We start from the raw sequence: 13,722 nt of genomic DNA on the forward strand, positions 1-13,722 counted from the left end.
GCTTAATTTTTTTCTGCCTGTGGCAAAAAAGGAGCGGGTGCGTATGCAGGAAATCTAATTGCCTGGCAACTCTGGGCGTAACGATAAAAGGAGGGCTATCTTATGACTACAAAATTACAGAACTACATACAGCTTGCAGGACAGACTGCGGCACAGGTTACGAAAAATCCCCAGAACTGGGTTGGTTTCTTAAACACGGTATCTAATGTGTACCACTATACATTTCCAGACCAGTTGATGATTCATTCCCAGCGTCCAAAAGCTACGGCATGCGCCGAGTTTGACTTATGGACCAGGAGGATGAATCGGCATATCCGCCGTGGCTCAAAAGGCATTGGCCTCATTGCCATTAACCGTAACGGCTACCCTAAGATACGTTATGTCTTTGACATCGGGGATACGGAATTAAAGAGAAATTCGGCCAGCCTTTTCCAATGGCGGTACAAACAAGAATACCGTGGCATTGTCACAAAGGCTCTGGAAGAACAGTTCGGCGTGTCCGGGGAGAAAGGCCTTGTGTATCAGCTTGAGATGATTGCCGTAAATATGGCAAACGGATACTGGAAGAACTATCATAAAGACATTATGTATGAGTGTGAAGGGAGCTTTTTGGAAGAGTTGGAAGAGCCGGAGGTCAGTGTGGAATTCCGGCTGACTGCTGTGGCAAGCATTTCCTATGTACTCCTTGCCAGATGCGGCTTTCAGCCAGAGAAATATCTAAAAAGCAAAGATTTTCAGTATATCCCAGACTTTAACACGCAAAGAATCATCAAGGTTCTCGGTGCTGCCGTAAGCGAATACAGCGAGCAGATGCTCAGAACGATTGCGGTCACTATCTATAACCACGAGCATCAGAAACTGGCGGTTCAGGATGTCCCCCAGCCTGTACAGCCAAAGGGCAGTGATAGTGATGTGCAGCCGTTAAAGGTTCCTGTACAGGAGTCTGATGAAACCAAAGCGGATGCTGCTCAGGAAGATGCTACAAAGGAATCTGCTATTGTTGAAAACACTCAGGAAGATGCTACGAAAGAACTGAAGTCTACCACTACTGAAGACGTTCAGGAAGATACTGCAAAAGAGCCTGTCGCTGCTGAAGCAACAGATACAGAAAACAGTATCCATAATAATCCTGATGCTGAGCCAGTCAGACAGGAGCCACAACCTGCAAATTATCAGGTGGGCGATACCGTGTATTTGGAAGATACGGCCTACGAGATTACGAATATCGGCATGTATGATGTGCAGCTGCGTGACCCGTCGCAGCGATACCCAATCTTCCGCGTGGAAAGCAAAGACCGTTTGAATGATTTGCTACAGCATGATTCTCGCAACGCGAAGCAGCCCACACCGGATACAGAAGAGCCAGTTCCCACGCCAGATACAGAAGTCGTGCAGGACACATCCGACGCACAGGAAGTATCCGTTCCTGTACCCTGTAATTTCACAATCACAGATGACCGTCTGGGCGAGGGTGGACCGAAAACCAAGTTCCAAATGAATATAAAAGCCATCAGAACCCTCAAGCAAATCGAATCCGAAGGCCGCACTGCCACGTTTGATGAACAGCAGATTTTATCTAAATATGTCGGCTGGGGCGGTGTCCCGGATGCATTCGAGCCGGACAAGACTGGCTGGGAAAAGGAATATCAGGAGCTTAAGGATATACTGACATCGGAAGAATACACATCTGCCAAAGCATCTGTCCTGAATGCCCATTACACCAGCCCGGTTGTTATTAAGGCAATGTATCAGGCTGTCGGCAGTATAGGCTTTACATACGGCAATATTCTGGAGCCTGCCTGCGGCGTCGGAAACTTCTTCGGCTTATTGCCAGAAGAAATGTCCAAATCTAAGCTGTACGGCGTGGAGCTGGATGGCATCAGCGGACGCATTGCAAAGCTGCTGTACCCCAATGCCCGGATTGATATTACTGGCTATGAAAAGGCAGGCTTCCCGGATGATTTCTTTGACCTTGCCATTGGCAACGTGCCATTCGGGCAGTATCAGGTCAACGACCTGGAATACAACAAGCTGGGCTTTTCTATTCATAATTACTTCCTGGCTAAGTCCCTTGATAAAGTGCGTCCCGGCGGCATCCTGGCGTTTATCACCACCCGTTACACAATGGATTCCAAGGATACAGACGTAAGGGAATATCTGGCTACAAAAGCGGACCTGCTTGGGGCTGTCCGTCTGCCTGACAACGCCTTTAAAGCGAACGCTAATACAGAAGTGGTGTCTGACATCCTGTTCTTACAGAAACGCGATACCCCAGCAGACGAAATCCCAGATTGGGTACATACTGAAGAGAATACAGACGGATTCATTATCAATAATTATTTCCTCAATCATCCTGAAATGGTTCTGGGAATGCCTTCATCAGAAAGCACACAGTATGGCAGGCAGGATTATACAGTTGTTCCAATTCCCGGAGCCGACCTTGCCACACAGCTCCAAAAGGCAATGGAATATATTCGTGGGACCTACCAGAAAGCCGTGCCTGCAGAGTCGGATAAAAGCACTCCGGCAGACACGCTCCCGGCTGACGACAGCGTGAAGAACTATTCTTTCACTCTGGTAGACGGTGAAGTGTACTACCGTGAGAATTCTATGATGAAGAAAGCCGAGCTGAACGCAACAGCCGAGAAACGTGTCAAAGGCATGATAAAACTGCGTGACTGCGTACAAAAGTTAATTGCCCTGCAGATGGATGAATATATACCGGATAGTGCCATTAAGGCAGGTCAGGCAGAGTTAAACCAGTTATACGATGCTTACACTCATAAATACGGCCTGATTAACAGCCGTGCGAACCGTCTGGCGTTTGAGCGGGATTCAAGCTATTATCTGCTCTGCTCCTTGGAAATCTTGGATGAAGACGGCAGGCTGGAACGCAAAGCGGATATGTTCACGAAACGCACTATCAAACAGCATAAGACAATCACCAGCGTAGACAAGGCATCGGAAGCTCTGGTTGTATCCATTGGAGAACGCGCCAAAGTGGATTTGCTGTTTATGTCACAGCTGACCGGAAAAAGTGAATCCGAGCTGATTCGGGAATTACAGGGCGTAATCTATAAAGACCCAATCAACGGAAAATGGCAGACCGCAGACGAATATTTATCTGGCAATGTCCGAAGAAAGCTGCGTCAGGCACAGAAAGCGGCAATAAAAGACCCGGCATATCAAATCAATGTCAAAGCCTTAAAAGCTGCACAGCCAAAAGACCTTGACGCATCTGAGATTGAAGTACGTCTGGGTGCGACATGGATTGACAAAAACTATATCTAGCAGTTTATGTACGAAACCCTGAATACGCCTATGTATTTGCGGAACAGAATCACAGTAAATTATTCAGCGTTTACGGCGGAATGGTGCATTGCCAATAAGAACGCCGCCCCATACAACGACGTTGCAGCATACACGACATACGGGACTGACAGGGCAAATGCCTATCGTATCCTCGAAGATTCCTTGAATCTGCGTGACGTGCGCATTTACGATACGGTTGAAGACGCAGACGGAAAGGAAAAACGCGTCCTGAACGCAAAACAGACAACCCTTGCCCAGCAGAAACAGCAGGCTTTAAAAGATGCATTCAAAGACTGGATATTCAAGGAGCCGGAACGCCGTCAGACGCTTGTCCATCACTATAACGAAACCATGAACAATACCCGCCCTCGCGAATATGACGGCTCCCATATCGTATTCTCAGGCATCAACCCGGAAATAAAACTCCAGCCCCATCAGGTCAATGCGATTGCACATGTGCTGTATGGCGGGAATACCCTGCTTGCGCATGAAGTGGGGGCTGGGAAAACATTCGAGATGATTGCCGCCGCTATGGAATCGAAGCGTCTGGGCCTATGCCATAAGTCAATATTCGTCGTCCCGAATCATCTTACAGAGCAGACTGCGGCTGAATTCTTAAGGCTGTACCCAGCTGCGAATATTCTGGTCACAACTAAAAAGGATTTTGAAACCCGTAACCGTAAGAAATTCTGCGCCCGTATAGCCACCAGCGACATTGATGCAGTCATCATCGGGCACAGCCAGTTTGAGCGTATCCCGGTAAGCATGGAACGCCAGGAACGCTTGATACGGGAACAGATTGACGAAATTACAGACGGCATCCGGGAAGTGAAAGCCAGCCATGGAGAACGCTTTACCGTTAAGCAGCTGGAGCGTACCAAGAAAAGCCTGGAAGTGCGGCTTGAAAAGTTACAGGCAAATGGACGCAAGGATGATGTGGTCACGTTTGAAGAACTCGGCGTTGACATGATGTTCGTGGACGAATCGGACCTGTACAAAAATTTGTTCTTATATACAAAAATGCGCAACGTGGCTGGCCTGTCTACGGCAGACGCACAGAAATCAAGCGATATGTTTGCAAAATGCCGTTATCTGGATGAAACCACGGGCGGCAGGGGCATTGTGTTTGCTACTGGGACCCCTATCTCAAACAGTATGACGGAAATGTACTCTATCCAGAGATACCTGCAATATGACCGTCTTCAGGAGATGGGCATGGGGCAGTTTGACAGCTGGGCATCCCGGTTTGGAGAAACCACCACCGCCCTGGAATTGGCTCCGGAAGGCACTGGATACAGGGCACGTACACGTTTTGCCAAGTTCTTCAACCTGCCGGAACTAATGAATATGTTCAAAGAAATTGCGGACATCAAGACCGCAGACCAGCTTAACCTGCCCACGCCGGAAGTGGAATACCATAATATCGTATCAGAGCCAACAGAGTTTCAGCAGGCTATGGTAAAGGAACTGTCCAAACGCGCAGAGAAAGTCCACGGCGGAATCGACCCGCATATTGATAACATGTTGCGCATCACATCAGACGGGCGGAAGCTGGGGCTTGACCAAAGAATTATTAACCCCATGCTGCCGGACGGGCCGGAAACGAAAGTGAATAAATGCGTGGCAAATATTTTAAAGATATGGAAAGAAGGTGATTCAGAAAAATTAACGCAGCTGGTATTCTGCGACATTGCGACGCCATCTGGAAAAGCATCAAGTGACGGTTCTAAAGATGCTCCGTTTACAAATATCTATGACGACATCCGAAGAAAACTGATTTCTGGCGGCATGGCTCCGGAACAGGTTGCCTTTATACATAGTGCCAAGACCGACATACAAAAGAAAGAGCTGTTCGCAAAAGTCCGCTCCGGGCAGGTGCGTGTCTTAATCGGTTCTACCCAGAAAATGGGTGCCGGGACCAACGTGCAGGACAGGCTTATCGCATTACATGATTTGGATTGCCCCTGGCGCCCTCGTGACTTGATTCAAAGAAAAGGCAGAATCGAACGCAGGGGCAACCGGAACCCGAAAGTGCATGTTTTCAGATACGTTACAAACGCAACATTCGACGCATACCTCTGGCAAACCGTGGAGAATAAGCAGAAGTTTATCTCTCAGATTATGACCAGCAAATCCCCTGTACGAAGCTGTGAAGATGTGGACGAAGCTACGCTCTCATTCGCTGAGATAAAAGCATTGTGCGCTGGCGACCCGCGCATTAAAGAACGTATGGATTTGGACGTGGAAGTGTCGCGTTTGAAGATTATGAAAGCCGACCACCAGAGCAAACAATACCGTCTGGAAGACAATGTGTTAAAACATTTCCCGGAGCAGATTCAACAAGCGCAAGGCTTTATTGCTGGCTTAACAGACGATATCCAGACATTAAGCCAGCACCCTCACTCCGCAGAAGGATTCGCCGGAATGGAGATACTGGGCGCAGCCTATACAGACAAGACGGATGCTGGGACAGCCCTGATGGATGCCATACAGGATGTGACAAGTGAAGAGCCAGTGATTATTGGCAGTTACCGGGGATTTGGCTTATACGTCAAATTCACCGGATTCACCCACAAACTGAGCCTGAAAGGAGCCATTGCCTACAATGTTGAGTTGGGAACGGATGCTCGCGGCAATCTGGTACGAATTGATAATGCACTGGATAAAATACCGGAACGTCTGGCAGATTATGAAACAACTCTGGCAAACCTGCTCCAGCAGCAGGAAGCGGCTAAATCAGAAATCAATAAGCCGTTCCAGTACGAAGAAGAGCTGCGCGTTAAGTCCGCACGTCTGGCAGAGCTGGATTCAGAGCTTAACATTGGCGGCGTATCCCAATCCGGGAGTGCAGCGTAATATTATGCTTTATGGACATCAATAGCCCCCCATTTGGGGGCTGCGGGTGCCTTAATAATAATATTCTGCCAGAGTGCAGGCAGGGAATGGAGATTCATATGGAAAGGAAATTAAAGATTTTAAAAGCTGTCCTTCTGCTCCGTCGGGTAAACCGATACCAGAGCAAAGAAGAACAGATTGCAGAAGCTGAAAAGCATTATACAGACAAACAGCTTGATGAATGGATTGAAATGCTGAAACATCCGGAAGATGAGCCAGAGTTCGATGAGGAGCCTGAATATCACAACGGAGAAATACAGCATTCATCCTGTACAGAGCGTGATTATTCCCCAAGCAATCCGTGGGACGCGCCCGGAATGTCTGTCAAGGATTTCATTTAACTAATCAACACACCAATACGAGGAGGTATTTATTATATGAGCTATTCTACTAATATGGCTGGACTGGATTTATTCACGGTGCCATTCTGCAACACACAGGTTTCCAGAACGGCTGCGGCATCCCGTCCGCAACAGCCTAAAACTAAAACTTCACAGCCTAAATCTGCTGTTTCTCCGTCACAACAGGCAAAATCAGCAGTAACCCAGTCACAGCCTGTAAAGCCAAAAGCTCCGGCAATCCAGGCACAGCAGCCTGACATTCAGCATAAGTCTGTCCCAGAGAAAAAGGCTCCTACTGTACAGACGGGACAGGATAAATCCCCGGAGCCGGAAAAGAAATCACAAGCAGAAGCACAGGCTCCTGCAAAAGAACTGCCATCTGCACAGGCACAATCAGAACCACCTGCAAAGGAACTGACAATGGATATGTCTGACCGCACTATCCCAGCAGGAAAGCCTTTGGATGCATCAGAAGATGCTAAGAGAAAGGCTCATGAAGAAGCTGAGGCAAAACGCAGGGCAGAGTGGGAAGCCAAACAGCTTGCGAAAAAGCAGGGAAGGGAAGCTGCCCTTGAGAAAATTAAGAGCATGAGCGACGCTGACATAGTATCCGCATCCACAGAACGTGTCCGTGTAGATACAGAAAAACTCACCCGTCGGAACATGAAGGAATGTGTTTCTGAGCATATACAGACCCTGTGCCGCAAAGACCCTTCATTTGCCCGGCAGACTATGAATCCGAACAAATCTATGATTCATTGTTTCCATTATATCAACCGCATGGCAAAAGATTATCTCCAACAGGAAATGAAAGATAATGACATCCAGCCGGAAAATGGAGTTTACGGCGGCGATGTCCCTGACGGTCTGTGTTACCAATGGGCAGAGGACTATTTCAATGACCCGGACGCACAGGAAGACCATGTGGAAGAAGAAAAGTTCACTCCACGTCCGTATGTCAATGCTGCATCCAAAGCCAAAGGGACTACAAAGTCTAAAAAAACAGCCAAAAAGGAAACAGAGAAAAAGCAGGAACCGAAGAAAAATGATTACCAGCAAATGAGCTTACCGGGGGTGTCTTAAATGTTAAATAAAAGAGAATGCAGGAGATTCGCTGACCCTTGTTTAAAAATGAAAAAAGGCAGCGGGCTTCTCCATGCAGGGCAGATTGACTATATCATCCGCACGGCAGTAAAGATGATTGACCATCACAAAACACTGATACTGTATGCCTATTCCCGCGCACAGGCTGCGCAGGGGAGCTTCCAGCCATGCTATACAGTCTTTCAAAGCAGGGACGACTTCATAACATTAACCCGGAAGGAAAATGGCGGCACGGCATGGCGTACAGCGGCGTTCAATAATCTGGGATACAGCTGGGATTTTAAAGATAAGTGCGCTTTTTACTCTGCAGCGGATGAAACGCGCCTCTGCAAGTATTTTAAAAGCAGTCCTGGCAGTGGGTTCAAACCACTGCTCAAAGCACAGGCGGGCATACAGGAAAAGCGCAGACAGGAACGCCAGAGAATCCGTGAAAATACAATCATCAGCCGTATGTCTGGTGTGCCTACCTTGCCCCGTGGGCTGAAAGGCTGGATTCATAAATCCGTCATGCCTGCGTATTTTTACTATGATTATAAGCGTGGCGGAAAGGATGTTCCCGGTGTATGTTCCGCTTGTGGCAAAGAAATCCAGCTTTCCGGCGTAAGACATGGGAACAAAGCAGTTTGCCCACATTGCAGGCATGAGCTTATCATGAAGCCACGCTCCCGCCGTGGATGCTGTATGACGGACCGTGACACCTGCCAGGTCATCCAGAATGTCGGCAACGGCGAACTGGTGATACGGATTGTAAAAGTGTATTACACATACACAGATGACACGCCTGAAATAAATATTTACGAAAATGCCCGGCAGTTTATCCGGCAAAATGGCGGCGATGGAAAGATTGACTCTGAATGCTATTATTACCAGCATGGCAGCGGAATCCTGACGGACTGGAAGAAAGGAGAACGTCCGGCCCTGTTCAGCCAATGGCAGTGTAGTTTCGAGGCTGATACATGCGGTCATTTATACACCAGGAATCTTCCAGACGAACTAAACGGCACTGCATGGCAGTACTGCCCTATTGACGGCTATTACAGCCATTTCCGGGAACAGATGCAGTCGCTGCCATTTCTTGCCGCATATCTAAAGCACCCACGCATGGAGCATCTGGTGAAAACCGGATTCTATGAAATTGTAACAGACCTGGCATACCGCCATCATCCGGACTGTCTGGACGAAACAGAAAACCGGACACACCGGATACTGAAAGCAGCAGCCGAAGATGTGCAGTTCCTAAAGGAATTAAACGTAGATATATCTACGTTGCAGATATTCCAGAAATACAATGGATTAAAGGACAGGCAGCGGCTCCTTATCTGGCAGCTGGAACATGAAGTAAACCGGGACATCCTGCCAATCCTTGAGCATATGACGGTGCATAAGTTTATCCGGTATATGGAAAGCCAGTACGGATTCCTGCGTTTGCGGAAAAATCCTCATGGCGTGCTGCGGTACGAGGAGATGCAGGATTTGGTGTCAGAGTACAGGGATTATCTGGATATGTGCCATAAGCTGGGATACGACATGGAGAACAGCTTTGTCCTGTACCCGAAAGATTTACAGAAATCCCACGATAAAGCGGCCCGCCGGATAAAGCACAGGAAAGACGCTAAAATAAAACGTGACTTTATCGCTGTATACCAGAAGCTTTCCGGGCGGCTGGATTTTGAGAAAGACGGTTTGAAAATCGTGTATCCTGATACGCCGGATGATGTTATAAAAGAAGGGCATGCATTGCATCACTGCGTGGGCGGCTATGTGGAACGTGCGGCTAACAAAGAATGTGTCATACTGTTCCTGCGGAAAAGCTCTGACGAAGAAAAGCCATTTTATACGATTGAAGTCCGGGGACAAAAAGCGGTACAGGTACGGGGCACAGGAAACTGCAGCATGACGCCGGAAGTTGAGGCGTTTATCACAGCCTGGGAGCAGAGGGTGCTTAGCGCCCGGCTTCCGGCTGCTGCGGCATGATTCCGAATAATACCGCTTACAAAGTCGGTCAATGCTAAATTATATATAAATATAGTATGATTTTTCTGTAATTATCAAAGCCACACTATAAGAGATGCAAGATACCATAATGGCAGCTGATACAGAAATCAACTCTTTATGCGGCTGCCAAAACATGATATAATCAGAGTAAGGGAAGGCTGGAAAGGAGAGAATGCCAATGAGTGAGGTTAAACTGACGAATACGCCGTATGACGATGTGTTCCGTACATTATTAAATGACTGCAGCAGCTTGATTATTCCGGTGATTAACGAAGTGTTTCGTGAAAGATACTCCGGAAAGGAAAAGGTTATTTTCTCTTCCAATGAACATTTTCTGAATCAGCAAGGCGGAAATGAAGACGGACGGATTACAGACGCAAGCTTTATAATAGTAGGGCCGGAAACGAAAAAGTACCATTTGGAATGCCAGAGCAGCACAGATAATAGTATGTTGGTAAGGATGTTTGAATACGACACCCAGATTGCACTTGATGAGGGAGAGATTAAGGGGAATATCCTTACTGTGACATTCCCGCATTCAGCAGTATTGTATTTAAGATGTAATGCTTCGACACCGGATAAGTTAAAAATCAAGATGGTCACTCCCGGCGGAGGTGTTACTTATGGCATTCCTTTAATGAAGTCACAGCAGTACACGATAGAAGAGATATTTGATAAGAAGCTTCTGTTTTTAATCCCGTTCTATATATTTTCCCATGAGAAGAGGTTTGAGGAATATGAGAAAAATGGAGCAGAACTGGAGTCGTTAAAACAAGAATACGCAATGATAAAGACAAAGCTGGAAAAGCTAATGGAACAGGGAGATATTACTGAGTATGCAAAATGTACGATTTGTGATATGTCCAATAAGGTTCTGGAGCACATTGCTGTAAAATATGATTCAGTAAAGAAAGGAGTGCAATCAGTTATGGGCGGAAAGATATTAGAATATGAAGCGAAGACAATAATGAATCGGGGACGCGAAGAAGGACGCGAGGAAGGCATTACTGTTCTGGTATCTACACTGAAAGATATGGACGTACCTGTTCAGGTGATATTGGAAAAGCTGCAGGAAAAATTCAATTTGAGTTTAGAAGCTGCTAAAAAGTATATTTAAAATTTACTTCATACAGGAACTATGGATGATGTCAGCCCCGGACTGAAAGCATTCCTGGATTATGTAGCCGGGAAGAAACCAGCAGACCCGTTCGTGGATGAACTGGAAGAGGCAGTGAAAAATGCCCGGAAAAACAGAGAATGGAGGCATGAGTATATGACATTGTTAATGCGTGACCAGGAAAATTGGGAAATAGGAGAAAAATATGGAGAGAACAAGATGGCCAACCTGATAATGTTACTAAATGAAGACGGCAGGCTATCTGATATTGTCAGAGTGTCGCAGGATGAAGAATACCGTCAGGAACTTTATAAGGAATATCATATCAGTTAGAAAAGAAAGCCACAGGCAAAGCATTTCAAAATGTTTTGCCTTAAAATTTTCAATGTGGATGATTCACTAAAAAATGGAATGCAGATGGGAGCTGAGATTATGACATTGGAAATGCGGTATAGAGAAAAGCGGGAAGAAGGAAAAATTTATGGCATCATTAGCGCGTGCAGAGAATGCAATATTTCAGAAGAAAGAATTTTAAAAATATTACAGGAAAAAGAGGGATTGTCTGAAGAAAGTGCAATAGTGTACCTTGAAGAAGCAGAAGAAGCTATAAAAAGAATGAATGAGTACACGGCTTTTATGGACAAACTAGGCAAAATAATATCAGATTTGAAGAAAATAAATGCAGGTGATGATGCCATAATAGTGAAAATACAGGATGAATTTCATTTCACTAATGATGATGCAAAGTTTTATTATGAGTATGCCATGAAAAAAAAGGACTTTACTGGAAAATCAGGTGAAACGGTGCAGTCTGCCAAAAAGGATGGAGAATGGAGTCATGAGTATATGACTTTGCAGATGAATTATCAGGAAAAATATGAGCAGGGTATTGAGCAGGGTGTGGAACAGGAAAAAATAGATTCCGCAGTGAGAATGATAGAAGACGGAGATTTGCCGTTGGAAAAAATCGCGATGTATTCCGGGCTTACGCTGGAACAAGTGCTTAAATTAGAAAAGGAACTGCAGCTGGCATAATGGTTACTCTCCAACCATGAATATTAAAACGCAAAATAGCTGTCCTACAGGGTTTAATCTGTGCAGGACGGCTATTTTTCAGCTCAAAACAATACAGCTTAATAATGAAATGCCATAACATACAAATCCGTACAGTTGTGGTGTTTTTTATTTACAGTAATATATTTGCAACATAAATATAAATGTGCTGACGCACCGGGAGAAAGTTTGAGAAAACAGTCAAAAGCGGCTGTATTACAAAGAGAATATTTACAAAAAGGAGAAAAACATGAATAAGATTATGCTGATTGGAAGACTTACCCGTGACCCTGAAATTCGTTACTCTACGAACGATAACAATACGGCGATTGCCCGATATACATTGGCAGTAAACCGTCCGTTCAGGAAAAACGGGGAGCAGCAGGCGGATTTTCTTCCCTGTATCGCATTTGGCAAGACCGCAGAGTTTGCTGAAAAATATCTTGCCAAAGGAATGCGCGTGGCCGTAGAGGGACGCATCCAGACTGGCAGCTATACTGTCAACGCCGATTTAAAAATGTAAGAAAACGCCGATTATATTTTGTAGTTTTTCGGCGGAGTCATGTAACCTTTTCAAGTGTTTCCCTGCTCAAAAAGTGTGTTTACGATCTGCTGCTTTTGACGCATGAATTCCTTGCGTTCTTTCAGCCTGTATGATTCGCCTTTGATGTTGACTACTGTGCAGTGATGCAGAACACGGTCCAGAATGGCTGAGGCAATGGTGACATCAGCAAACACCTCATTCCACTGCGAAAAAGTCTTGTTAGAGGTAAAGACCGTGGATGTCTTTTCATACCGCCTTGCGATGAGCTGGAAAAACAGGTTGGCCCCCTGAATGTCCATAGGGAGATATCCAATCTCATCAATGATAAGCATCCTGTACCTGGACAGGATTTTGAGCCTGTCCGGCAGCCGGTTCTCAAAGTGGGCTTTCTTGAGCTGTTCAATGAGCTGGTGACAGTTGATGTAGTAGGTTGAAAACCTGTGTCTTGCAGCTACAAGCCCAAGGGCTGAGGCAAGATGCGTCTTTCCCACTCCCGGCGGCCCCAGAAAGACTATATTTTCCCCGTTTTCCAGGAAACGCATGGTTGCCAGTTCATCGATCTGGCGTTTATCAATAGAGGGCTGAAAGGAAAAATCAAAGTCGTCCAGAGTCTTTTTAATGGGGAAACCGGACATCTGAATCTGTTTCTCATATGCGCGTCTGCGCCTGGATTTCGCTTCTTCAGCAAAAATGTGATCCAAAACATCCACGACATTTAATTTCTCCGCTACCGCCCATTCCAGGTAGTTGTCCAGAATCTCCAGAGTGTTCTTCATCTTGAGGCTTTCCAGATTCTCTTTCAGCCTGTCCATGGTCAATTCATTCATACAGCACCTCGTCATATCTGGACAGGTCAGAAGGTTTCAGGGGAAAATCAATGACCTTGTCCTGTTCCAAAAGTATATTTTCTGCATCCATTGTCTGTTTCATAGTGAGCCGCCTATAGTGCTGCGGATTGACAACCATATCTTTTTTCTGATACGATATCCGGTGCAGAGCTATCTGCTTTCCCTCATAGTAGGCAGCCAGCATACTGTCGAGGGCTACGACTGCCACATCTTTGCCGATGTACTCCGCCGGCACGGAGTACTGGTTTCCGGCATAGGAGATGAGGCAGTCTTTTTGTACCCGGCGCAGGTTGATTTTGTCCATGATGTACTCCCGGCACAGAGGGTTTAACCGTTCCGCTTTCAGACGTTCAAAGGGGATTTCATTGGTGGTGGCGTGAACTTTTCCATTGACCTTGTTGCACCAGGCCTGCGCCTGACCGTTGAGGTCTGAAAGACTCTCGTATTTGATTCCAACCATGAAATTGTCTCGTACAAACTGCACCGTCCGTTCAACCCTGCCTTTTGTCTGTC

The 13,722-nt window shown here is 46.3% G+C and carries 10 protein-coding genes and 1 pseudogene; 9 read left to right on the forward strand and 2 right to left on the reverse strand.

Annotated features, from left to right (window positions below):
* Positions 1 to 102: 102 nt before the first annotated feature.
* The 9 genes and pseudogenes from C805_RS27460 to C805_RS08535 form a co-directional block, all read left to right on the forward strand.
* Positions 103 to 3,291 (forward strand): N-6 DNA methylase, encoded by a 3,189-nt coding sequence (locus C805_RS27460; protein WP_016213399.1) that lies wholly within the window; start codon positions 103 to 105, stop codon positions 3,289 to 3,291.
* 6 nt (positions 3,292 to 3,297) lie between these two features.
* Positions 3,298 to 6,168 (forward strand): helicase-related protein, encoded by a 2,871-nt coding sequence (locus tag C805_RS27465; RefSeq protein ID WP_016213400.1) that lies wholly within the window; start codon positions 3,298 to 3,300, stop codon positions 6,166 to 6,168.
* A 98-nt stretch (positions 6,169 to 6,266) separates the two neighbouring features.
* On the forward strand, positions 6,267 to 6,548 hold the full coding sequence (locus tag C805_RS08510; protein WP_016213401.1) for a hypothetical protein: 282 nt from the start codon (positions 6,267 to 6,269) through the stop codon (positions 6,546 to 6,548).
* Positions 6,549 to 6,584: 36 nt separating this feature from the next.
* On the forward strand, positions 6,585 to 7,631 hold the full coding sequence (locus C805_RS26905; protein ID WP_016213402.1) for a Cas9 inhibitor AcrIIA9 family protein: 1,047 nt from the start codon (positions 6,585 to 6,587) through the stop codon (positions 7,629 to 7,631).
* Positions 7,632 to 9,626: a PcfJ domain-containing protein gene (locus tag C805_RS08515; protein WP_016213403.1), complete on the forward strand. Its 1,995-nt coding sequence runs from the start codon at positions 7,632 to 7,634 to the stop codon at positions 9,624 to 9,626. It begins immediately after the preceding gene.
* A 199-nt stretch (positions 9,627 to 9,825) separates the two neighbouring features.
* Complete coding sequence (locus C805_RS08520) at positions 9,826 to 10,764, forward strand: hypothetical protein (protein ID WP_016213404.1); 939 nt, start codon at positions 9,826 to 9,828, stop codon at positions 10,762 to 10,764.
* A gap of 21 nt (positions 10,765 to 10,785) precedes the next feature.
* Positions 10,786 to 11,097 (forward strand): hypothetical protein, encoded by a 312-nt coding sequence (locus C805_RS08525; protein WP_016213405.1) that lies wholly within the window; start codon positions 10,786 to 10,788, stop codon positions 11,095 to 11,097.
* 225 nt (positions 11,098 to 11,322) lie between these two features.
* Positions 11,323 to 11,799 carry a hypothetical protein gene (locus C805_RS08530; protein WP_155957601.1) on the forward strand — a complete coding sequence of 159 codons (477 nt, stop codon included), beginning with the start codon at positions 11,323 to 11,325 and terminating at the stop codon, positions 11,797 to 11,799.
* Positions 11,800 to 12,067: 268 nt separating this feature from the next.
* A pseudogene (locus C805_RS08535) lies at positions 12,068 to 12,316 on the forward strand (single-stranded DNA-binding protein); the annotation flags it as partial.
* Between the two features lie 74 nt (positions 12,317 to 12,390).
* On the opposite strand, the gene istB reads toward C805_RS08535, so the two are convergent.
* A complete protein-coding gene (istB, locus tag C805_RS08540; protein ID WP_016213408.1) occupies positions 12,391 to 13,188 on the reverse strand; it encodes an IS21-like element helper ATPase IstB in 798 nt (265 codons plus the stop codon).
* Positions 13,181 to 13,669, reverse strand: a complete 489-nt coding sequence (locus C805_RS26910) for a Mu transposase domain-containing protein (RefSeq protein ID WP_016213409.1) — start codon at positions 13,667 to 13,669, stop codon at positions 13,181 to 13,183. Before C805_RS26910 ends, istB begins: the two co-directional genes overlap by 8 nt.
* Positions 13,670 to 13,722 lie beyond the last annotated feature (53 nt).

It is taken from the genome of Eubacterium sp. 14-2 (genome assembly GCF_000403845.2).
Taxonomy (GTDB): domain Bacteria; phylum Bacillota; class Clostridia; order Lachnospirales; family Lachnospiraceae; genus Petralouisia.